Genomic DNA, 22,396 nt, shown 5'->3' with positions numbered 1-22,396 from the left:
ATACAAATAACAGATTTGGCTTAATTATTGAACGAACACATAAAAAAACCGGCTGCAGGATACAGCCGGTAAAAAAAGAAACGGGAAAAACAGGTTCAGGAAATGCCTTTAGCATTTTGTTTTTTGACCATTAAACGCCAGCAGAGTAAAGTACCGCTTGCAAACAATAACCAGAACAGGTCGACGAGCAGGATATCGTGATACCGGTGTTTCAAACTGACCCATATCCAGTTGCCGCTTACGATGCCATTGGTAACCGGCACCAATAACCCAAGCAGGCTACCCAGTAATAAACAATCCCGGTTGATCTTATAACTGTTGCGCCGGATCAGCAGCAGGAGCGCCGCTACCAGCCAGGACCAGAAATAAACACGGTAGGTAAAGCCCATACCCCGGTCGGGGAAAACGCGGAACACGATAAAGGCCGCGGCAGTAACCGGGTACATGCCCAGGCAAATGGCCAGGTAAATATGCGTAAGCCAGTTGTTAAACTTTCGCTTTCGCTCGGTGGTACTTTTTTTATCCCTGGCCCGGTGCCATATCAGCACGCCGGAAATAATGACCACACAACCGCATATACCCAGGAGGAAATACAGGATCTTAACGGCGAAACCGCCGAAACTCCCGAAGTGCAGAACATACAACAGGTTATCCGCTACGTCGGCATAAGAATTGTCGCTGAGCGGATGCCGTTGCTCGAGCAAGCGGCCGCTTTCCACGTTATAAACCAGCCAACCCTTGCTGGTCAGCTTTTTCGAATATCCCACCGCACCATTAACGATCACATGCATATTGCGGTCGCCATAGTTCTGCACTTCCAGGCTTTGAATTTTCACGTCCTTACCCCAGCGCGCATAGGCACTATCGAGATAAGCGTTGAAATGAACCGTTACCGCAGCAGGACTGTTTTTAAATGCATAGGTATGTTCTTTATAGCCCATATCGGCATACAGGGAGTCGGCGTTGCCGCCATAACCGAATTGCACGGCGGGCGGCATAAACAATACCGAGGTGATCAGGAAATAAGCGCCGGTAATCGAAAAGACCAGCAGGAAAGGAAAACTGATAACCCCCAGGGCAGTATGCAGGTCGGTCCATACGGTCTTTAGTTTTTCCCAGGGCCGGAATACATAAAAATTGGAAACGATCTTTTCCCAATGCAACAACAAGCCCGTGATCAGTGCAAAGAGAAACATGACAGCAACTGCACCTGCAATGTAATAACCCAGCGGGAAGCCAAGCTTAGCCACACTGTTTACCGGCGCCAGGAAGTGCAGGCGGTACAGGAACTCGCCCAGGTCATACCCTTCGTCATACTCCAGGGCTTTATGACTTATGGGGTCGAAGCTGAAAAAATGTCTTTTTTTACCGGCCGGGAGCAAGGCGTCTTTCGAAGCAGATAAAGAAACCCTGATCTGGCGGGCATGTTCATTGAAATAAAAAGAAACATCGCGGCCATAGAGCTGGTATTCCTTATCCAGCGAATCGGCCAGGATATTGTAATCGGTAACCTGCATCAGGCCTCGATCGTCGGGTGTACCCCTTTGCCAATTGGATATTTCGCTTTTAAAGAAGGCAAAGGAACCGGCAAAGAAGATCACGTACAACAGCGCCGTCACGATAATACCACTGATCGTATGGGTATGGAAATAAATATTGTAATTTCTGATGTTCATAGGCCGTAGCTGTTATTTAAAGATCATCCCGTAAATAGAAGGCGCAAAGAAGAGCGTACCGATCAACAGGTACCAGCCCCATATTTTCCAACCGCTCTTAGCCAGGAAGGCAATGATCATTAGCGCCACCCAGATGAGATAAGCCATAAACTTCATGGTTACCAGCACATCTTTTTTATTGCAGCAATACATCAGGAATAATAGGAAAGAGCTGGTAACAAAGTATCCGCCCACTATTGCCGCGGTAATTTTAAGCAGGCGCTGCCAGGGCGAAGCCGTGAGGTGTTTTTTATTAGCAGGCATGTTTTAAAAAATAAACAGTTCAAAGAAAAGACAGCCCAGCACCAGGATGGCCACATGTTTTAGTTTCAGGTAGTAAAGCGGGGCAATGGCAACGGTATAGGCAGCAGCCACCATGAGCAGCAACAGCGCCGCAAACAGCCCGGCCGTCCAGCCATCGAGATATACGAAGGCGGCCGTACCGGCCAGTATCAGCAACAGGCCTGTAATCCGTGCGCGTTGCGGCGCACGTTGCAACCACTGTTCCAGTTTGCCGGCGGACGACAGTTTTGCCTTCTGCGACGTATGGTACAACATGAAAAAGCCTAAACAGCTAAAGAGTATGATAAGGGTATGCATAACATGTTCATTCGGTATTCCCGGAGCCGGTATAAAAGCAGGCCGGCGTTATAGCCAGCCTGCTTTTTATGCATATGGGGAACGGAAAAAAATTATTGGGCGGGCAACCATTGGATCGCGGTGATATTACCACCCACCAGCTCGAGCCCGCGTGTAGCCGTAGCGGTACCGGCATCGATTTTGTATACCGCACTCTTCTTGTCCGAAGTGGTAATACCGATATAGGCCTTACCATCCTGCGCCGAGTAATTGGTCATGGAGAAGTCCGTAATGGCAGCGGCATCGGGAGCGCCGGTCACCCATTTAAAGGTTTTGTTGACCAGGTCGATCACAGCCAGTTTATTGGCAACCTGCCACTGGCTTTTCTTATCGGACGTATTTAACGTCGCTACCACAACACCTTTACCCACATTGATCCAGGAGGTCATATAAGCACCGCCGGCTACCGCTTCGATATTAAACAGGTAGCTCTGGTCAAACTCGGTAGTGCCCGATTTGATACGGATAATGGAAGAGGGTTTGGTCGAATTGAAAGACTGCGCTGTACCGTTGATCTTAATGGTATTGGAAGGCGAGAACGCGTACACATCGCCATTTTCCACCTTGGTAAGACCATTGGTAAAGTAGAGACCGATCGAACTGGTACGGTTATCCTTGATCACTTTTTCCAGGGTCATATCAGGATAAGAATATACGGCAACCCAGGCGCTGTCGGGATAGTCGGTAGACCAGCCGCCGGCATCGGTTGCTTTGATGCTGAAAAACGGCGCAAACACTTTGTTACCCACCTGCTCTATCCAGCTGAAATGTGCCAGTTCACCATTATTGGCCAGCTCGGCAGAATTGAATTGTCCTTCGGCCACGATGGTCAGGCTTTCGGTGCTGACCCGGTACCAACGGCTGGTAGGGGTTGCATATTTACGGGCTTCTTTGACCATCAGGATATCCTTGCCCACTGCCGCGAACGACTGCACAGTCTCCGACTGGAAATTGGTCAGTTTCTGCATTTTGCCGTTCTTATCCAGCTGGTATACCGTAACGGCGCCCGGGTTGCCCTGGCCGTACAACATACTGAAAAACTTGGTACCCGATGTCGTATAATAGCGATAGGTGCCGTCCTGCTCTAACCCGTTACCCTCGGTAGAAAGTGTGCCGGACTCCAGGTTCTCTGCAGTAAGCAGGTAGTCGGCAACGCCTTCGCTGCCGGTTGATGTGGGTACTGCCGCAATGATGAAGCGCCCTGCGCCTGCATTACCGCTGCCGCCGTTGTCCTTGTTATCCTTACTGCAGGAGGCTAAGCCCAATACGATACCGGACGCAAGCATTAATGTACTTTTTTTCAACATGGTCATTCTTTATTTTTTATGTGGTTATGAATAGCTGCTTATTTAGCGTAGAAGTAACGTAGTTTGATGGCGAAAGAGCGCCCAGGTTTCTGCAGGCTGAAGTTGTCGTAAAGCCGCTCGTTGGCCAGGTTCCTGCATTCCAGGGCGATATTGTAACGCCCGTTTTTCAGGGTATAGATCATGTTCACGTCATGGGAGAGCTGGGTCGGTATATCGTACTTATCGTCTTTGCTGCCCCTGCTCGGCCAATAGAGGTAAAAGGCATAAACATACAAGAGGTTATAACCGAAGCTTAGCTTATCGCCACGGCACAGCACATCATTTAAAAACAGCGAAGCACTGCCATGCCCGTAGAGGAAGGGTATATTGGGCATACGGTCATGATATACCGGACTGATACCAATACTGCCCGGCGGATCGTATTTTACCTGGTTACGGATATCCTGGTAGGTGGCATTAAGCTCTACCATCAGCAATTGTTTGAACGAATACCGCAGTTCCGACTCAAAACCGATGTTGGATACGGCATTCAGGTTATCGGCAACCACTTTCCATTGGTTGGCGTTGAAGCGGAAGAAAATAAAATCTTTGGCATCGCGGTAGATACCGGTAAGCCCGGCCATAAAGCGGTGCTGTTCGCCGATGGAAAAGTTATAATTAAGTCCCAGGTTGAAGTTGTGGCTTATTTCAGGTTTGAGATTGAAATTGCTTTCCTGGTTTACCACATCGCCGAACAACTCGAAGTTCTCCGGCAGGCGGTTGCTTTTCTCATAGGAAAACTTGGCCTGCAGCTGTGGCAGCAGGTAATACGAAGTGGCCAGGCCATAACCATAGTTGGTCGATTTATTGTACTGGTCCAGTATTTCATCGGGCATGCCCACAGCGGTGATCACACTGCGCCGGTGCGCATTCTGGTGTAATATTTTACCAAAAACGGTAGCCGTCCATTTATCTGTAAAATCGATCTTATAGCTGAGCCCGGTTATATTTTTGATCGTGGTCTGCGGCTGGGCATTCACGGTACTTTCGGGGTATAACTCATCGGCGCCTTTCCGGTTAAAGGTGGAGAACACGTTATTCAGTGCCAGGGATTGTTTCTCGGAGATCTTATAAAACAAGGTAGTGGTAACCAGGCCGTTGTTGTTGCCGTATTTGTACATGGTGCGGGCGCTTTCGCCACCCAGGCCGGGATACGCTTTATAATTGCCGTACCAATCGTAACGCCCGGACACCGTATCGATCGTTTGCTCTTTACCGAAGTTGTAATTGGCATTGAGCACTACATCCAGGCCGCGGATCAAAAAGTTCTGCTTCTTATACTTAAGTGTAGGCATAATGATATTACCCCGTGTATGCCTGGCGCCGAAAACCGCTACCATACGGGCCCCGGTCTGTATTTCCTTGTAATTGTTGCCCAGGGTAATGCCCAGCAATAACTGGTCCGCCCAGCTTTTATCCAATACGCCTATATTCGCTACTACCGTTTCGTTGTGATACAGGTCGTGAAACCGGCGTACGGTCTGGTCGGGCGTATAAGCGCCGGTATTGATATCGGCAACTTCGAGCGTTACCTTGTAATTGTTATCGGAATAATTCTGGAATGCGCTGATCTGCGCTGTAAAACCTTTCTTCGAGGTAAGCGCGGCATTGATACAACTCCTGTGGGTATTAAAAGAGCCGAAAGAATAAGATACATCGATATAGTTACGCAGCTTATTACCGGTGATGATATTGACGGCGCCGCCCAGTGCATCGGAACCCAGCCACACAGGCACGGAGCCTTTGTATACCTCTACGCGTTCCGCAAAATTGACAGGCACGTTATTGATCTGGAAAGAAGACCCGAAATTATCCATGGGCACGCCATCAAGAAAAAAGCGAACCTGGTTGCCGGAAAAACCATTGAGTGAAAAATCGATATTGGAGCCTACACCACCCGACTCTCTTACGCGGATGCCAGCCAGGCGATCCAATGCATGCGATAGATCGAGGGTCGTATTATACAGCTTCTTCGCATCTATGGTCGTTACATTATAAGCCTGCCTGTTTACGGCCTGCAGTTCCGTCAAACCCAATACGGTTACATTTTTCAGGGCTACGCCCTCCATACGGATACTGAAATTTTCCGGTTTAGGATCGCCACCGGAAACGGTTATTTCGCGGTGTACCGCTTTAAACCCCACACCGCTGACGGATAAAGAATAGGAGCCTTCGGGAATATGTTCTAATACATAATTTCCTTCGGCATCCGTTTCGGTTACGAAGTCAGTACCATCGAGTAGTACGGCAACACCGGGAACCGGCTGCCCGTCTGCCGACAGGATGGTACCCTTAACCGTGCCGGGGCCGGCAAAGGCGCTAAACGGCAGGACAAGGCATAACAATACAGTCCGTAAAAATGCGGTCATTCAGTAGGGATTAAATCAGGATTAAGATTGGATGTAAATCGCGGGCAAAGGTATAAGAAGAATAAACAGGTGGTTAGTGTTTAGACCCTATACCGTAAAAAATTACAATGGAGTGACAATAGCAGCATCGCTTGTAAAGCCTGTCAGCAAAGCCTTACAAATGACTTCCAAAATTGATCCGTATGATATAGCCCAGCGCCGGAAGCAGAAGACGGACCATGACGTGTATAGCAAAGAGGAGATAAGGAGGGGTAGCTTACAGGTTGCAAATGGACAACAAACGGGTACTATGCGGGCAAGGGCAAGCGGGTGTACAGTACAAGTTTTTGACCGGAGCAGACAACCCGGTAGTATCAGGCATCGAGCCAGGCTTTAAAGGCGCCGGCTTTTTCCCGGCTTACAAATACCTGCTCATCGGCGCAGTCCCTGATCCTGATCCATAACTTACCATTCAGATCGGGCTGTATCCTTTCGATGGCTGTAAGCGGCACGATATACTTCCGGTTAAGCCGGAAAAACACCAGCGGGTCGAGCAGCTGTTCCAACTGGTCCAGCGCTTCATCGACCAGGTATTTTTCACCTGCCAGCGTGTGCAGCATCACCAGGCGGCCCTCGGCATTCAGGTAAGCAATATCCGTTACCGGCACTACCGACAAACGCGCGGCACGGCGTACCAGGAAACGGGATTTATACCGCCGGTTCGCCAAAATGCCGTCCAGCAAGTGTTGCAGCCCGCCGGGACTTGGCGCGGCATTCCGGGTATACAGGTCGCGGTACTTCTGTAAGGCCGCGGCAAGTTCAACGGGGTCAATGGGCTTTAACAGGTAATCTACGCTATTGACTTTAAAGGCCTGTTGCATAAACTCGTCGTAAGCGGTCGTAAAAATAACAGGCGCCGTAATTTTGACCAGGCGGAATATTTCAAAGCAATCGCCGTCGGCAAGCTGTATATCGGTGATCAGCAGGTCGGGCGCGGGGTTGGCGGCCAGCCAGGTCACCGCTTCCCGTATACTTTCCAGTACCGCAACGACTGTCATGTCGGGCGCCAGCCTGCCCATCAGTTGTTTCATCTGGCTGGCGGCAGCCGTTTCGTCTTCAATCAGTAACACGTTCATCATAACAGTAAAGGAATTTTAACGGTGAATATAGGCCCATGCTCAATTACAACAGGCATCTGGGTAATGGCCTGGTAACGCTCCTGTATATTGGATAGTCCTATACCGGATACCGGCATCGCTGTATCTTTGGGCTGGTAGTTATTGCAAACGACCAGATAGCCCGGCTCCCGGAATATACGGACCGTAAGCGGGTACTCCCGAGAGATCTCGTTATGCTTGATCGCGTTCTCTACCAGGGTAAGCAGGGCATAACCCGCAATATGCGCCTCCATCGCCTGCTGCGGCAGATCAATATGTACCTGTATCTTATCCTGGAACCGCTGCCGGATCATAAACAGGAAGTCCTCCGCAACTTTCAGCTCATCTCGCAAAGTAACCGTACGTTCGTTACCGTACTGCAGGGAATAGCGAAATACCCGCGACAGGCAATTGACGAATTGTGTAGCCGCCGCACGGTCTTCAGCGATGAGACTATTCAGGGTATTGAGCGCATTAAAAAAGAAATGCGGGTTAACCTGGTATTTTAAGGCCATGTATTTGGCCTGTAATAATTCAAGCTGCATCCGTTCATTTTCTTCCACGCTCTTTTTCCACCGGCTCAAAAAGAGTTGCCCGTTGATGATCAGTCCGCACATCATGGCAAATAGCGCCGCGTACATACTGTTGATGGCATACGCATCGGGGCTCTTGTCCTGTACCAGCACACCGGTAAGTACCAGCAGTTTCATAACACTTACCATAAGCACCACGCCGTATACCCCGGAGATAACGATAGAAATCGCGAAGCTCCTGTAGGGCCGGTGCTTCCAGTTAAGACGGTCTTTAAAAAGGCCATAGTAAAGCGGCATATAACCCAGCCAGCCCAGGGTTACCAATCCCAGGCTGAACAGGATACTGAAGCGCCAGTCGCCGCCCTGGCTATACCAACGGTAATTGGCCGTAAGATTTACGGTCAGCACAACCAGGTACAGGCAAAGCAGTATAGCCAGGAGCTTTTTCATAGTTACTTATTTATTGTCCGTTTATCCATTTATGCATAGCAAAATCGAGGGCATCGCTGCTGCCGGTATTAAAGTCCGGCATTACCCCCTGTTGATCTATTTTCTGACCATCGGCCGTATAATACGTGGCGGTAGGCAAGGTAAAGGTAAAACCTTCTCCCACATCAAAGGTCTCTCCATTCAACATGGCTCCGGCCGATTTCGTGCCGGCGAGTATGGCCCTGCCGGATTGCCGGAGCGCATAGATCAGGGGCTCGCAGGTACTGGCCGTATTTGCATTGACCAGGATAACAACTTTGCCCCTGAACACCGGCGGCCGGGGATAAGCCACCAGGCCCAGTGCTTCATAATCCGATATGCCCTGCAGGAGCAGCTTATGGTTGGCCGCCGAAAACAGCGGGTACTGACGATAAGCCTCCGGAGCAGGTATTGCCTTATGGGTGGCAAAATAGCGCCGGGTCAGGAATACACCTCCATACAGGGTATCACTGATCAAATGCCCGGCAAAGGCCATACCGGCATCGATCGCGCCACCGGGGTTATCGCGCAGGTCTACCAATAATAACGGGTAATTCGCGGCTGAGACGATATGGAATATGCTATCCATTTCGGACGAAGTTCCGCCAAAAGAACGGATACGCAGCAATGCAGCCGAGGGGCTGAGTGTTTGGAGTGTAACATTGCCGCCACTTTCGCCGGTTGCCGCCACCGGCCGGTCTGTAGCCGGCAATAAATAAAAATGGCTGAAGGGTAATGTACGGGCAAAATAAAAAAAGCCCATCACCAATGCGGCGTCATCGCCGGTAAAACCTGCGATCTTCTGCAACGAAGTCTTAAAGTCAAGCCATGCGCTGCCCTGTAGTAAAACGGGGTCGTAGAGTTTCCGTTCGGTGATCGCTATCAGGCTGTCGCAAATACGTTGGTAATTGCGCAAAGGCAATGCCGGCGCTCCTTTAATGCCGGTCAGGCTACCATTGACCTGCCTCGCGCCGTCGCTCAGTACGCATTCTATTTTCCCGTTTACAAGACGGCCATCGAGGTATTTATTACCAAAGGGCGATACCAGGATCGCAGTCAGGGAGTCCATTCCAAACAGCTTTCCTGCTACGATACGCATCAGGCTGCCACCTTCGAAATTACCGCCGAACGACCTTGCCGCCATCGCCTTCCATTTGCCCAATATCTTTTTGTCCATATCCTTTTGCGACCAGGCTGTAAACCGGCAGGTATCCTTATCGTTGCGTACCACTTCAAAGTCCATAACCACGCGCAGGGCGCCCGCATCGGGTGTAGTGATTGTAAGCAGCCAGGGGCCTGATATACGGGCATCTTCGATACGGGGGCCGGCACAACCCTGTTCCGTCAACGCAAGCAGGCACAACAACAGGAATAAGATCTTTTTCATCGCTTTATGTTTTGTCGCAAAGCTGCGCCAGGTCATTTTATAAAAAAAGAAGATTCGGCTGAACCGTCATGATCCTGTCATGAAGCGTAGCCGGTCCTGCATACCTCTGTCGTGCTGCCTCAACAGCGCAAATCCTTTACCGGCAAAACTTTGCATCGAACAGTATTATCCGCGGTACTGACAGGCAGCTGCGGTAACACAATAATGCGTATTTTAGCCGCTACACTTAACCTTCGTTTAAACAGCAATTAATGACCAGATATTTACTATTGGGCAGTCTCGTTGTACAGGGTCTGTGGGCACATGCGCAGATCGACACCAATATCATCAACAACATCAGGCAGGAAGTAGCCAACCATTCGCAATTGGAAATGCTGGGGCAACAACTGGCCGACGATATCGGGCCGCGCCTGATCGGCAGTCCGCAATTGCTGAAAGCCAACGACTGGCTGGTACAGACCTATAAGAGCTGGGGCATAACTGCCCGCAACGAACAGTATGGCACCTGGCCGGGTTGGGAGCGTGGCACCACGCAGATCATGATGACAGCGCCCCGCGTGGACCAGCTCGATGGTATACAACTGGCCTGGTCGCCGGCTACTGCGAAGGGCAAACCCGTAGAAGCCGATGTGATCGCATTACCACTCCTGAAAGATTCGATAGCCCTGCAACAATGGTTGCCCCAGGTAAAGGGCAAGATCGTACTGATCGCACAACCACAAATATCCGGCAGACCCGAAGCAAGCTGGAAAGAATTTGCGCTGGAAGCGGACTACAAAAACTTCCTGGCACGCAAAGAAAAAGCGGCCAGCGCCTGGACCGAAGGTTTAAAGGCCATGGGCACCACCTATAACAAAATACAAACGCAACTGGAAGCAGCGGGCGCCGCAGCCATCGTATCTTCTTTCTGGACAGGCGGCTGGTCGAGCAACCGGATATTCGGTACGAAGACCAAAAAAATTCCGCACGTGGATATGCGTATGGAAGACTACCAGATGCTCTGGCGTTTTACCCAGCGGGGCATTACGCCACGCCTGCAGGTAACCACTACATCGAAACACCTGGGCCCCATGCCGGCGCAGAATACGATCGCAGAGATCAGGAGCGCCGTCAACCCCGAACAATACGTGATGTTATCGGCCCACTTCGATAGTTGGGACGGTGGCACCGGCGCTACCGATAACGGTACGGGCAGCATCCTGATGATGGAAGTGATGCGTATCTTAAAGCAATATTATCCCAACCCTAAGCGCAGCATTATTGTCGGGCACTGGGGCAGCGAAGAACAAGGCCTTAACGGCTCTAAAGCATTTGCAGCAGACCATAAGGATATGATGCCCAAAATATCCGTACTCTTCAACCAGGACAACGGGACCGGCCGTATCAGCAAACTGACGGGCCTGGGTTTCCTCGATGCCTACGATTACTTCGGCAGATGGTTCAGCTACCTGCCCGATGAAAACAGGGATGCGATAGAAACCACGTTCCCCGGCAACCCCGGCGGACGTGGCGGATCGGATTATGCGGCATTTGTACCTTATGATGTGCCCGCGTTTTTCCTGCTGAGCAATAGCTGGGATTATGGCATGTATACCTGGCATACCACGCTCGACACTTATGATAAGATTGTGTGGGAAGACATGAAACGTAATGCGGTAACGGTAGCTACCCTGGTATACCTGGCCTGCGAAGAACCGGAAATGTTCAGCCGCAGAAAGGCGCAGCTGCCCCTGAATGTGGAGAAAGGGGAACGCATGAAATGGCCCGAACCGACGGAAGCTAACCGTACAGGAAAGGATTATTAATTAAGGAGCAGGTTAATAATAAAGCGGCATGAGTTGATCTCATGCCGCTTTATTATTTCCATTTGCTTATAGCGCCGTCTCCACCAACCGTACCAACTCCGCTTTATAGCCCTGGCTATCGCTGGCTACAGCCGCTTTGGCGAGTTTCAGGATAGCCTCCCGCGTGGTATCCTGTACCAGGTCCGAATGCCTTAACTTCAACCCAAACCAGGCAACCGCTGCAGCCAGTTTAAAGTCGGCACTTGCCTGTTCGAGACTTTGGGGCGTATGATCGATAGTTTGTATCATCTCTATACTCTTATCGCCATCCGGCTTTTTATAGCGAAACTTTATACCGGCCAGTTCATCCCCGAAGGCAGCTACAGCCTTTGCCCCGCCTGCTTTTTCCGTTTCGGCATGCTTTTGGGCAAACACATTGGTAACACCCCGCGGAATAATTTCGTAAAGCGCCGTAACCCGGTGACCGCTGCCAAGTTCGCCCGCATCGATAGCATCATTTGCAAAATCTTCGGCCTTCAGGCGCCGGTTCTCATACCCGATCAGGCGGTAGTCCTGTACATACTGCGGGTTAAATGCGACCTGGATCTTTACATCCTTGGCTATGCTGTACATCGTACCGGAAAACTCTTTGACCAGGAAACGGTTGGCCTCCTGCAGGTTGTCGATATAGGCATAATTGCCATTTCCTTTATCGGCCAGTACTTCCATTTTCGAATCTTTATAATTACCCATTCCATAACCCAGGCAGGTCAGGAAAATATTGGTTTTCCGCTTCTGTTCAATCAGCGTTTGCATATCGGCGTCGGAAGAGGCGCCTACATTGAAATCACCGTCTGTAGCCAGTATTACCCTGTTATTGCCGTCTTTTATAAAATGTTCCGCGGCAATTTTATAAGCCAGTTCGATACCCGCGCCGCCTGCCGTACTACCGCCTGCCTGCAGTTGTTCGAGAGCCGCATTGATCTCTGCTTTATGGTCGCCGGGCGTGGAGGGCAATACGAGGCCTGCCGCGCCGGCATATACAACGATCGCAACCCTGTCCACAGGACGCAATTGCCGTACCAGCAATTTCATCGAGGCTTTCAGCAATGGCAGTTTGTTAGGGTCGTTCATAGAACCCGATACATCTACCAGGAAGACCAGGTTCGAAGCCGGTAATTGCTCCGGCAGGATGCTTTTACCCTGCAAACCGATACGTAAGAGCTTATGTCCTTTGTTCCAGGGCGCATCGCTGTAGTCTGTTGTAATGGAGAAGGGATGCGGGCCCTGGGGTTGCGGGTATTTGTATTCAAAAAAATTGATCATCTCTTCGATCCGGACGGCATCTGCCGGCACCGCCTGCCCGTTGTTGATAAACCTGCGGATATTGGTATAGGATGCGTTGTCGACATCGATCGAAAAGGTGGAAAGCGGCTGTGCTACCGGCGATTCAAAAGGATTTTCGACATAAGGGTTATACGTTTCCTGCCCGTTTATTTCCGGCGTCGCCTGCAGCATGGTGGTACCGGGCGCCTGCTGTTTGCGGAAGAGACGTTTTATGCGTTGAAAGAAACGCCGTTTCTGTTTGGCTTCGTAGCCATTTTTAGTCGTTATCACGATAACGCCGTTGACGCTGCGGGAGCCGTAAAGCGCTGTAGCAGTGGCCTCTTTAAGAATCGTAATATTATGTATGGTATTGGGATCGAGCCGGGTAATATCTCCGGTATAGATCGTACCGTCCAACACATAAAGCGGTAGCATGGCATTAACATGCGCACTGCCCTGGCAATGCAACCCTGGCGCCGCGCCGGACGCTGGTTGACCCGCACCGTTCAAGGTATTGTTATAACCGGCCTTATTGGCGCTATACCCTTTCCCGGGTTGGCCACTCAGTGAGCCCGTACCCCGCATCCTGATGTTCGCCCCGGAACCTGGCTGACCACCGCCATTCGTGATTTGAATGCCCGGTGCGGCTCTTTCGATCGCTTTGGTAATATCACTGACCGGCATCCGCTCCAGCAGTCTCCCTTCGATCCGGTCCGCTGCCCCTACGTATTTCTCTTTCGTCATGGTCCGGCCATAAGGTGTTGTAAGGCCTACCTCGTTCAAGGCAAGATAATTTGCCGGCAAGGTCGTTGTAAGCATAGCCGTCCCCGGCTCTGCCTTCACTTTCCAGGGGGTATAACCGACGGCCTCGATGGTCAGCGTATTGTGGCCTTTCACATTCAGTTCGTACGCACCGTCCATATCTGTTACCGTGCCATAATTCGTACCGTCGATCCGCACGGCGGCCCCGGGTACGGCTTCCCCATTTTCGTCGAGGACGATGCCTTTCAAAAGGAAAGACGGGGTATCCCGGGGCGTGACTTGTGCGGCAACCAGGGGTGATGGGTTAACAGGGGCCGGGTGTTGCGGGTGCTCTGTTTTGCTCTTTGCGGGTATCGCGGGGGCAGGTTGTTGTACCAGGACCGCATCTGTATTGCCGGACGCCGGGCCTGGATGCTGTTGTGGCTGGGACTGGCGCCCCGGCAAGGATTCCGGCTTTTGTTTTGCGAGGGCCGGTATAAGGGACTGTTCCCCATTTTGCCGCAGCATTACCACTCCCAGTCCCAGGAGGACCAGTACAGCGGCGGCGATGCCTATCCTGTAAAAAGGAAGTGCACTGCGCTTTTTGGGCTCCTCTTTATCCAGTTCGGCAGTTACGCGGTCCCATACCTCCTCCATACCGGGGAATGCGCCGCTTTCCGATTTGCCGACGGCCTCCCTGAATTGTTCTGTTATTTGATCATGCGCTTCCATGGTTAATTTTCTTTTAGGTAATAAAACCGGTTGACTAATGACTGGAGTTTTGTTTTTGAAAAACTGAGCTGTGATTTGGACGTACCTTCCGATATCTGTAACATGGCTGCGATCTCTTTATGGCTATAGCCTTCGATAGCAAACAGGTTAAAGATCATCCGGCATCCTGCCGGCAATTGGTCCAGCAGCCGGAGCAGGTCGTGCTCTTCCAGCCGCGAGACGAGTGGTTGGGGTTGGGGTTCCTGCTTCATATCCTCCAGGTAGATATCCAGGCTGCCGCTTTTGCGCAATTGCGACAGGCAAAGATTTACCGCTATTCTCCTGGCCCAGGCATCAAAGGCCGCGACATCGCGCAGTTGATCCAGCTTGGTGAATATGGTGTAAAAAGCATCAGCCATAATCTCTTCGATATCGGCCTGCTGTTTCAGGTAACGCCTGCAGGTCTGGTACAGCTTCGGAGACATATACTCATAGAGTTGTCGCTGCGCACTGCGGACCCTGGCTTTACAGTCGGTTAGTAGTTTTTCATTAATCACGGGCTACGTCTTTACCTATATAGAGGATAATATAGGCACCGGGGTTGGAATGGTCAAAAAATATTTTTTTATGTAAGCTGCGAAAAGGAGAAGCGACTTTAAAATTACGGATATTGATATGATCTGCAACAACGGCCCGGCAGCCGGCGAACGAAATCTCCCGGCAAGCCAAAAGCCCCGCAAAACGGGGCTTTCAGACACTATATAAATAACGGCACATCCGGCAGGTCAGCCGATCATCAACACCGGTATGGCGCCGGGCGGTGTTTCCGCCTTCAGCATATCGAGGCAAAACCGCAGGTTGTGGATCCAGCGTGTTTTGAGCTCATCATCAAACGGTATCTGTTCCCTGTTTTGTTCGAGTAAGACCAGCTCCTGTTCCAGGATCGCCAGCCCTTCGGCCTCAGAAAAATATACCGGGTCCAGGTGGCCCAGCTCGGTAAGCTCCCGCAGCCCGAGTTTGCGCAATTGCGGCAGGCTCCAGAACTTCATACTGGCCTGTTGAGTACCCAGCAAATGGTGATAACCGGTATCCAGGTCTACATCCGTATCCCCCACTTTGTACCAGATGGAAATGCTCCTGCTCATAGTGTCTTTCTTTTATGGTTTTGTCCAGCTACCGATACCCGCCACGAAAGCCTCCACATCGCCGGCCACGTTGTCCATATGCATACTGGCACGGATATGCCCGTTGCGCACCGTGGTAACGATATTATACGCCGCGAGATGTTCGGCCAGGCCATCCTCCTGCACGATCACGACAATAGAGCTCCTGTTTTTACCGTCTGCCGATCCTACGAGTTGTACCGGCAATGCCCTGAGCTGGTCGAGCAAGAGGGCCGTCAGCGCGGCGTTATGCTTACCAATGGCTTCCAGCCCACGTTCGAGCTTCAGGCTTATTGCCTTTTGCAGGATGGTTAAGCCAAACATATTCATACCGCCCGGTTCGTAACCGCCAATGCCCATCGCTGTTTCGCCGGTATATGCGGCATAGGCATTGCTATGCGCACCGGCAATTACGGGCGGGTATTTTTCCAGGAAAGCGTCGTCCATATACAGGATACCGGTGCCAAAGCCGGCATTCATCCATTTGTAACTGCTGGCCACCAATACATCTGGCCTGATCACCGATACATCAAGCGGTACGGCGCCCAGGCTTTGCGTGGCATCGATAATGGTATGTACGCCGAGTGCCCGGCAATTGCTGCATAAGGCCTGCAGATCGATCATAAAACCAGTTTGCCATTGCACATGACTGATGGCCACTACCTGTATGTTTTCTTCCTTTACAATGGACAAGATCTTTTCCAGGTCGATGATGAAACCATCTTCATCATCGATCCAGACGATATTGAATTTATTGGTTACAAAAGGGATATACACCGAGGGGAAATCCTTTTTGTACAGGAGTACCTTTTCATCGCCTTGAAGCGCCTGTACCACGGCATTGATGCCCCAGGAGCAATTCGGGATGAGCGCGATGTTTGCCGGGCCTGCGCCCACGAACTGCGCCACTGTTTGTTTAACCTCATGGTAGGTTACCGAACGCCAGTGCTCGCTAGCCGCCGAACTCACCGATTCGAAATTTTTATAAAGGTCGATACCAGGCTGCAGCACCGATTCAGGAATCAGGCCACAACCGGCTGTATTTAAATAAACCGCTTGCGTATTACCGGACATGTTTTTTGTTTTGACAAAAGTAGCTAAATATGCCTTGGGCCGGGCATCCTGGCCATGTGATGCCGGCACGGGGCGCAACAGACTGTAAATGCAAACCTTATTCCCAATAGGGATCCATAATATTACGCGGGCTGTACGCATTTCTATTCCAGAACTGGGCCGGGTTTACACCGCCTTCGTATTCATTGCTGTAAATCGTAATTTCTTTGCTCTTTTCTTTGGCCTTACCCGTTGTTGCCGGATCGAGATAACGGAGCGCGATCCGGAATTTAGCCGGGTAAACGCCCGCGTAAACAGCCGTTTTAAAGGCCCAGAAATTACCCGGCTTTAAGGCCAGTTTGTGGTAACTGTTACCGCAGGAACTCCGGGGCAGGTATTCGATATCCTTCCAGGTGCCATCCTGGCCTTTTGCCTGTACATACATGGCCAGGCGGCTATCCTGGGCGCCGAACAGCTTCGCTCCCGTTGTCGTATTCACGACATAAACATTCCAGGCAGGGTTGCTTTCTCCCAGGGTATCCGGTTTACCGGTGTCAACGATGACCGCAAGCCGGGCAGGTGGAAATTTGTGTTTACGGGTTACCCGCTGCGGATAGTTTTTCGATGAACCATAACCGCCCAGGGCTTGTTTGTCCGGTTCCGAATAAGCATAAAACCCGGCGCGTTCCATAAAGTCGATATTCCTGTTGCGCCATGCGACAGGCACTGCCTGCTTTTCCTGCCAGGCAATCTTGCCGCTTTTATCGATATAGCTGAGCTTGTTGTCAATTATGGCTTTCAGCAAACCGTTATGAAAACCGCTGCGATCCACATCCTGCATAACCGGCTTCAGGAGCTCAACGCCGGTCAGGGCGCCGATACCGATGCGCTCTGCGCCCTCCTGGTCTTGTACTGCAAAGAAAAAAAAGCCGTCTTCCAGGCCCGTTTCGAGTATCCGTTCATACTTAGGGGCTACCACGAAAACACCGTTGGTATCTATTATGCCGTATCCCGCTTCCTGTTTTTTGACGATGGCATAAGATTGCGTAAAACCGTTTTCCGGCACCTGGGTAAAAGTATCTGTTCCCACTTGCCCGAAGCTCCTGTTCATCAGGTAATATCCTCCATAACAATACACAAATGACCGTCCCCGTGCAAAGTCCTGCATATACCGGGCCGTGGTATCCGCAAAAACGATTTTGCCGCCCGTATCGATAAACGCCTCATAGGATACGTCCCTTTCACTGTACAGGCCCGCTACTTTGCGCTGCAACGGTAAGCGGGCCAGGCCTTCGGCAAATGAGCTGTAGATATAACTTTGGCCGCTGGTGGCGCGTTCAAAGATTTCTTTGCCTTCGGTATCGATCACGATATTTTTTTCCACGCCTCCCTTATAACCTCTTGCTACCGCATAACCGTCGCTAAACGGCCCGATCTGCGTATATTTTTCAAAAGGAACAATAAAGTTGCCCATTGTGTCCAGCACGGCATAACTGCGGTCCCAGGGATCCGATGCACTTTTGCCTTTGATCTTCACCTGTACAATATTCCTGTAAACACCGTCGATGGTTTCAAAAAGCGTATCCACCAACAGTTTCCGGGTATGCATATTCATAAGGCCCTGCTTTTCGGTTTTGGTGGTTACGATCGCCATATACCCGTTGATAAAAACAAGGTCGGCAAATGCCGTATCGAGTGCCAGCTCATTATTTTTATCGATAAAATAAACCTGCCCGTTTTTGTATGCCCGCGCAACACCATGGTCGAAACTACGTGCGAAGTCGTATACGGCAGGTATAACCTCGCGACCGGCGGCATCGATAAACCCGAAATAGCCTTCGCGTCTTACCGCTGCCAGGCCCTCAGCAAAATCGCCGCCATTGTAATAAACGGAAGGAATAACAACATGTCCTGTACGATCCATATATCCTATCATACCCTGGTCCACGATTTTAAACAAAGGCGTTTCCCGGGCGTATAGCGGTTGCAGCATCGCAATTGCAGCAAAGAACAAAAAAATAAAGGGCTTCATGGTTTGGATTTATTGGATGCACAAATTAGGAACAAAACATCGTAATTAAACGGGTTATATACTGTATTGCTCAGGACGCCAGGCAAGACATCTGCAAAGAACTGCAGGTATTATTCTTTGGACTTTTTAGCCGGATCTTTTTCAAAATAGCGCCCATGGAACACATACCGGATCCTGCGATCCGTTATCTTATTATTCTTCAATACCAGCGGGATCGTAAATGCCTTTTCTTCCGGTTCGTAGCGTATGGCATCGTCGATCTCGGTATCTTGTTCCCTGTTTACCCCGTATGACCAGTCGGTTTCATAACTGATCTCGTTTTGCAATCCCTTTGACGTCTTAATCAGTTTCGCCTTTTCATCCAGGCCGCGATCGTTGATGGTAAATATTTTCAGGCTATGATAGCTACAGGCGCTGCTTAAGACATACCTGCGTTGCACCAGGTAATAGGTTTTACCGTCAACGGTTACATCATTCACCTGGTCGTAAAAACAACCCATAGTGCCGGGTGGATCGTTTTCCTGCTGCCTATTTTCCACTGAGGCTTTTGAAAATACGCCGCTTTTATTCCTGTACTGGAAAACCGTTTTATAATAGCGCATCGTGCCGCCGGTACGGGTATCCCAGGAATAAATGCGCAGGTTGCCGTCTTCCGACGTTGTTATACCCAGGCGGAATGTATGCAACGCCTTAAAGTCATAGTCGATCGTGCCCGGATAGATAGTCGTATAATGCAGTAATAACCGCTCGAGATGATCGTTTGCGAGCAGCAGGGAATCAAAAGGATCGGTATACCGGTCCTGCTGCTCCGGCAATGTCCAGTATTCAATCCGCCGGACTGCATCAAGCAATTGCCGCTCTATTACATCCATTTCCATATCCAGGGCAAAAGCACTACCAGGTAAGAGCAGGAACAACCATACCAACACTATTTTAACCATATATAAATACACATTTTATCATCAAAGTACAACGTTCCGCTTGTTGAAACACAAATGTCGCATATATAAATTCAAGGCTGGCGGGCATTTAAAGAACCCGGAAAAAAACCGCTTCCGATCCCGCGGTTATTAACGCCGTTCGGCTTAATTTTAGCCTACCAATCCCCCACCTATGAGCGAAAGAATCCGTGAGAAATTATCCATTTTAGCCGATGCTGCCAAGTACGATGTATCCTGCGCCTCCAGCGGCAGTAACCGCAAAAACACCAATGGCGGCATAGGCGATACCGGCAACGGTATCTGTCATAGCTATACCGAAGACGGCCGTTGTGTTTCCCTGCTCAAAATACTATTGACCAATTTCTGTATTTACGATTGCCAGTTCTGCGTATCGCGCAAAAGCAATGACGTAAAACGTGCGGCATTTACCGTTGATGAAGTAGTGGAACTGACCATGAACTTCTACCGGCGTAACTATATCGAAGGCCTGTTCCTGAGTTCAGGCATTTTCAAAAACGCCGATTATACGATGGAACGTATGCTGAGTATCGTAAAAAAATTGCGGCAGGAACAACGGTTCAACGGTTATATCCATTTAAAAACCATACCCGGCGCCAGTGAAGAACTGGTTACCGAAGCCGGCCTGTATGCCGACCGGATGAGCATTAACCTGGAAATGCCCACAGAACAGGGTTTGAAAACTGTAGCCCCCGAGAAATCACATGCAGAGGTAGAAAAAGAACTGGGCCTGGTACGCAATAAAACCCTGCAATACGAAAGCGAACGCGGCGTTATTAAATCGGTACCGCGGTTTGTACCAGCCGGGCAAAGCACCCAGATGGTGATCGGCGCCACACCCGAAAATGACAAAGAGGTATTGCGGACCGCAGACCGGTTTTATAAGGACTTTTCGCTGAAACGTGTTTATTACAGCGGTTATATTCCCATCCAGAATAATACCGGCCTGTTGCCGCTTATCGGCACACCGCCGCCCGTAATCCGCGAAAACCGCCTGTACCAGAGCGATTGGCTGATGCGCTTCTATGGCTTTTCGGTACACGAGATCGTGAACGACGAACACCCCGACCTCGAACTGGATATCGACCCGAAGCTCAGCTGGGCATTAAGAAATATACACCAGTTCCCGGTAGATATCAATACCGCCGATTACCGGCTGATCCTGCGCGTACCCGGTATTGGCATACAGTCGGCGAAAAAGATTGTGTCGGCGCGTCAGTTCGGGAAGCTACGCAGTCACCAGCTTCGGCAACTGGGTATAGCCTATAACCGGGCACAGCACTTTATCCGTTGTGCCGATTCCCCCTTTAGCCTCGGCGAACAGGATGCCGGCCGGGTAAGACAAATCCTGCTGCAGGAAAGCCAGAGCAAATGGCGTCCGAAAGACACGGCACAACTATCCTTATTTTAAACAAGGCCATGACTTCCTATATTTTCGACGGCACATTTTATGGCCTGCTCAGCGCGGTATTCGAGTCTTATGAACGAAAGCATAAACAGGTGCGGCTCTACACCCATACCGCTTATAGCAGCGATATGTTTGGCGGTGCTATTACGGTGACCACTAACCCGGAAAAAGCATTACGGGTATGGAAGGGACTGAACGGCAGGATAGATGCACAACACCGCGAAGAATTTTATACCAGCTGGTATGCCGACGATTTGAAAACCTGGCAACTGCTGTTCGATTATGCCTTATATATTTTCGAGCATCCTGCCGGCGCCGACCGGGATTATGGTCATGCGCTGGTACTGGGCCTGAGCCAGGTCGCCAGGAAGGTAAGCCGCGAGCGGCACCGTATGAAAGCCTTTATACGGTTCGAAAAAGGCGCTAATCAGTTGTACCATGCTGTCATTAAACCCGACTATGATGTACTGCCGCTGATTGCAGAGCATTTCAGGCAACGTTACGCCGACCAGGCCTGGGTAATCTATGATGAGCAAAGACATTACGGCCTGTACTACGATCTGCACCAGGTACAGGAAGTGGTATTTGAAGCTGTACCGGCAGCACAGGAGCATGCCGCCATACGGCAGGAGGATACGCTGCTGGATAGCCAGGAGGCGCTCTACGCCACGCTCTGGAAGGATTACTTCAGGAATACGAATATCAAAGAACGCAGCAACCTGAAACTACACATACAACACGTACCGAAAAGATACTGGCGTTATCTGACGGAAAAAGGAGACGTGAGATATTAGATGTGAGATATGAGATGTGAGATATTAGATGTGAGATATGAGATGTGAGATATGAGGTGTGAGATATGAGATGAAGCCTGTCATCGGGAGCGCAGCGAAGGATCTCATCCCTTAGCTGGCCGTATCAGAGGGTCCAGCACCAAGTACCATGAGGAAGCCTGTCATCGGGAGCACAGCGAAGGAGCTCATCCCTTAGCTGGCTTTACCGGCCAGCACTGACCTCCATTAACCGGTCTTGTTTACTACCTGCCGGACGCGTTCAGCAAGGGTACCCCGCACTTCCAGGACGGGTACGTCGAAATCATAAACCCACTCCGCTAATATTTCATCTACGGCTTCGCGAAGCTCCGGTAATTCATCGTCCGGGCAGCCCAAGCGGTCAGGTCTTTCGACCGGCACATAAACCAATAGATCTATTGCAGCCATAAAGGAGGCTACTTCGTCGTACCAATCGCGCACCAACTCCCCGGCGCCAAGCACCTGCATATAGGCAAGAAAATCCAGGGGACAACGATCGAACACGATATCTTCCCCGGTAGTACCGGTTGCTGCTAAAGCGTACCGCAGCTGCACCAGGAAGTCGTCCACATCGGGTGTTGCTGCAAACAAATGCCCCTGTTCTTCTAATTGATAATAAGGCTCCTGCTTGAAGGTGTAACCGGGCAGAAATTCCTGCAGTCCTTCGGCCAGGGTGGTTTTGCCCGTGTTATGCGCACCGGTGATCGCTATTTTCATGGTAGGGGATTAAGTAATGTAAAATTAAGAAAGCTTACATTACCGTTCCTGTCCGGAAAAAAGAAAGACAAACGAAAAAGCTTATCGCCCACACTTT

General features: G+C 50.5%; 18 protein-coding genes. 3 read left to right on the top strand and 15 right to left on the bottom strand.

Features of this window, described 5'->3' with window-relative positions:
• Positions 1-95: 95 nt before the first annotated feature.
• The 8 genes from B0I18_RS07035 to B0I18_RS07000 all read right to left on the bottom strand — a co-directional run bounded on the left by B0I18_RS07035 (position 96) and on the right by B0I18_RS07000 (position 9,593).
• On the bottom strand, positions 96-1,676 hold the full coding sequence (locus B0I18_RS07035; protein WP_106521919.1) for a PepSY-associated TM helix domain-containing protein: 1,581 nt from the start codon (positions 1,674-1,676) through the stop codon (positions 96-98).
• A gap of 12 nt (positions 1,677-1,688) precedes the next feature.
• Complete coding sequence (locus tag B0I18_RS07030) at positions 1,689-1,979, bottom strand: hypothetical protein (RefSeq protein ID WP_106521918.1); 291 nt, start codon at positions 1,977-1,979, stop codon at positions 1,689-1,691.
• Between the two features lie 3 nt (positions 1,980-1,982).
• On the bottom strand, positions 1,983-2,315 hold the full coding sequence (locus B0I18_RS07025) for a hypothetical protein (RefSeq protein WP_106521917.1): 333 nt from the start codon (positions 2,313-2,315) through the stop codon (positions 1,983-1,985).
• A gap of 92 nt (positions 2,316-2,407) precedes the next feature.
• On the bottom strand, positions 2,408-3,661 hold the full coding sequence (locus tag B0I18_RS07020; RefSeq protein ID WP_106522065.1) for a DUF4374 domain-containing protein: 1,254 nt from the start codon (positions 3,659-3,661) through the stop codon (positions 2,408-2,410).
• Positions 3,662-3,699: 38 nt separating this feature from the next.
• Positions 3,700-6,069, bottom strand: a complete 2,370-nt coding sequence (locus B0I18_RS07015) for a TonB-dependent receptor plug domain-containing protein (protein ID WP_106521916.1) — start codon at positions 6,067-6,069, stop codon at positions 3,700-3,702.
• Positions 6,070-6,422: 353 nt separating this feature from the next.
• The gene (locus B0I18_RS07010) at positions 6,423-7,187 is read right to left on the bottom strand and encodes a LytR/AlgR family response regulator transcription factor (protein ID WP_219905914.1); all 765 of its coding nucleotides are present in this window, start codon (positions 7,185-7,187) and stop codon (positions 6,423-6,425) included.
• Positions 7,184-8,188, bottom strand: a complete 1,005-nt coding sequence (locus B0I18_RS07005) for a sensor histidine kinase (RefSeq protein WP_106521915.1) — start codon at positions 8,186-8,188, stop codon at positions 7,184-7,186. Before B0I18_RS07005 ends, B0I18_RS07010 begins: the two co-directional genes overlap by 4 nt.
• Positions 8,189-8,198: 10 nt before the next feature.
• The gene (locus tag B0I18_RS07000) at positions 8,199-9,593 is read right to left on the bottom strand and encodes a S41 family peptidase (protein WP_181358360.1); all 1,395 of its coding nucleotides are present in this window, start codon (positions 9,591-9,593) and stop codon (positions 8,199-8,201) included.
• A 251-nt stretch (positions 9,594-9,844) separates the two neighbouring features.
• Here B0I18_RS07000 and B0I18_RS06995 point away from each other — a divergent pair, with 251 nt between their 5' ends.
• Positions 9,845-11,398, top strand: coding sequence for a M28 family peptidase (locus B0I18_RS06995; protein WP_106521913.1), 1,554 nt, complete (start codon positions 9,845-9,847; stop codon positions 11,396-11,398).
• Positions 11,399-11,464: 66 nt separating this feature from the next.
• Here B0I18_RS06995 and B0I18_RS06990 read toward each other — a convergent pair whose 3' ends face one another.
• The 6 genes from B0I18_RS06990 to B0I18_RS06960 form a co-directional block, all read right to left on the bottom strand.
• Entirely contained in the window at positions 11,465-14,176 is a 2,712-nt protein-coding gene (locus tag B0I18_RS06990) for a VWA domain-containing protein (RefSeq protein ID WP_106521912.1), read from the bottom strand.
• A 2-nt stretch (positions 14,177-14,178) separates the two neighbouring features.
• Positions 14,179-14,712: an RNA polymerase sigma factor gene (locus B0I18_RS06985; protein WP_106521911.1), complete on the bottom strand. Its 534-nt coding sequence runs from the start codon at positions 14,710-14,712 to the stop codon at positions 14,179-14,181.
• A gap of 228 nt (positions 14,713-14,940) precedes the next feature.
• The gene (locus B0I18_RS06975; RefSeq protein WP_106521909.1) at positions 14,941-15,300 is read right to left on the bottom strand and encodes a hypothetical protein; all 360 of its coding nucleotides are present in this window, start codon (positions 15,298-15,300) and stop codon (positions 14,941-14,943) included.
• A 12-nt stretch (positions 15,301-15,312) separates the two neighbouring features.
• The gene (locus B0I18_RS06970) at positions 15,313-16,392 is read right to left on the bottom strand and encodes an aminotransferase class V-fold PLP-dependent enzyme (protein WP_106521908.1); all 1,080 of its coding nucleotides are present in this window, start codon (positions 16,390-16,392) and stop codon (positions 15,313-15,315) included.
• A 97-nt stretch (positions 16,393-16,489) separates the two neighbouring features.
• The gene (locus B0I18_RS06965) at positions 16,490-18,403 is read right to left on the bottom strand and encodes a WG repeat-containing protein (RefSeq protein ID WP_106521907.1); all 1,914 of its coding nucleotides are present in this window, start codon (positions 18,401-18,403) and stop codon (positions 16,490-16,492) included.
• A gap of 110 nt (positions 18,404-18,513) precedes the next feature.
• On the bottom strand, positions 18,514-19,344 hold the full coding sequence (locus B0I18_RS06960) for a hypothetical protein (RefSeq protein WP_106521906.1): 831 nt from the start codon (positions 19,342-19,344) through the stop codon (positions 18,514-18,516).
• 172 nt (positions 19,345-19,516) lie between these two features.
• Between B0I18_RS06960 and B0I18_RS06955 the strand changes: the two genes are divergently transcribed.
• Together B0I18_RS06955 and B0I18_RS06950 are read left to right on the top strand one after the other, a co-directional pair.
• Positions 19,517-20,773 (top strand): putative DNA modification/repair radical SAM protein, encoded by a 1,257-nt coding sequence (locus B0I18_RS06955; protein ID WP_106521905.1) that lies wholly within the window; start codon positions 19,517-19,519, stop codon positions 20,771-20,773.
• Between the two features lie 8 nt (positions 20,774-20,781).
• On the top strand, positions 20,782-21,564 hold the full coding sequence (locus B0I18_RS06950) for a TIGR03915 family putative DNA repair protein (RefSeq protein WP_181358359.1): 783 nt from the start codon (positions 20,782-20,784) through the stop codon (positions 21,562-21,564).
• 225 nt (positions 21,565-21,789) lie between these two features.
• On the opposite strand, the gene B0I18_RS06945 is transcribed toward B0I18_RS06950, so the two are convergent.
• Positions 21,790-22,299, bottom strand: coding sequence for an ATP/GTP-binding protein (locus B0I18_RS06945; protein ID WP_106521903.1), 510 nt, complete (start codon positions 22,297-22,299; stop codon positions 21,790-21,792).
• Between the last annotated feature and the right edge of the window lie 97 nt (positions 22,300-22,396).

Source organism: Taibaiella chishuiensis (genome assembly GCF_003014535.1).
Lineage (GTDB): Bacteria > Bacteroidota > Bacteroidia > Chitinophagales > Chitinophagaceae > Taibaiella > Taibaiella chishuiensis.
The sequence above is the reverse complement of the archived record's forward strand: the minus strand, read 5'-3'. Positions and strand labels throughout refer to the sequence as shown.

Excerpts from the sequence above, each read along its gene's own strand:
- B0I18_RS07035 (WP_106521919.1), bottom strand. The coding sequence starts at position 1,676 with ATGAACATCAGAAATTACAATATTTATTTCCATACCCATACGATCAGT.
- B0I18_RS07030 (WP_106521918.1), bottom strand. The coding sequence starts at position 1,979 with ATGCCTGCTAATAAAAAACACCTCACGGCTTCGCCCTGGCAGCGCCTG.
- B0I18_RS07025 (WP_106521917.1), bottom strand. The coding sequence starts at position 2,315 with ATGCATACCCTTATCATACTCTTTAGCTGTTTAGGCTTTTTCATGTTG.
- B0I18_RS07020 (WP_106522065.1), bottom strand. The coding sequence starts at position 3,661 with ATGTTGAAAAAAAGTACATTAATGCTTGCGTCCGGTATCGTATTGGGC.
- B0I18_RS07015 (WP_106521916.1), bottom strand. The coding sequence starts at position 6,069 with ATGACCGCATTTTTACGGACTGTATTGTTATGCCTTGTCCTGCCGTTT.
- B0I18_RS07010 (WP_219905914.1), bottom strand. The coding sequence starts at position 7,187 with ATGATGAACGTGTTACTGATTGAAGACGAAACGGCTGCCGCCAGCCAG.
- B0I18_RS07005 (WP_106521915.1), bottom strand. The coding sequence starts at position 8,188 with ATGAAAAAGCTCCTGGCTATACTGCTTTGCCTGTACCTGGTTGTGCTG.
- B0I18_RS07000 (WP_181358360.1), bottom strand. The coding sequence starts at position 9,593 with ATGAAAAAGATCTTATTCCTGTTGTTGTGCCTGCTTGCGTTGACGGAA.
- B0I18_RS06995 (WP_106521913.1), top strand. The coding sequence starts at position 9,845 with ATGACCAGATATTTACTATTGGGCAGTCTCGTTGTACAGGGTCTGTGG.
- B0I18_RS06990 (WP_106521912.1), bottom strand. The coding sequence starts at position 14,176 with ATGGAAGCGCATGATCAAATAACAGAACAATTCAGGGAGGCCGTCGGC.
- B0I18_RS06975 (WP_106521909.1), bottom strand. The coding sequence starts at position 15,300 with ATGAGCAGGAGCATTTCCATCTGGTACAAAGTGGGGGATACGGATGTA.
- B0I18_RS06970 (WP_106521908.1), bottom strand. The coding sequence starts at position 16,392 with ATGTCCGGTAATACGCAAGCGGTTTATTTAAATACAGCCGGTTGTGGC.
- B0I18_RS06965 (WP_106521907.1), bottom strand. The coding sequence starts at position 18,403 with ATGAAGCCCTTTATTTTTTTGTTCTTTGCTGCAATTGCGATGCTGCAA.
- B0I18_RS06960 (WP_106521906.1), bottom strand. The coding sequence starts at position 19,344 with ATGGTTAAAATAGTGTTGGTATGGTTGTTCCTGCTCTTACCTGGTAGT.
- B0I18_RS06955 (WP_106521905.1), top strand. The coding sequence starts at position 19,517 with ATGAGCGAAAGAATCCGTGAGAAATTATCCATTTTAGCCGATGCTGCC.
- B0I18_RS06950 (WP_181358359.1), top strand. The coding sequence starts at position 20,782 with ATGACTTCCTATATTTTCGACGGCACATTTTATGGCCTGCTCAGCGCG.
- B0I18_RS06945 (WP_106521903.1), bottom strand. The coding sequence starts at position 22,299 with ATGAAAATAGCGATCACCGGTGCGCATAACACGGGCAAAACCACCCTG.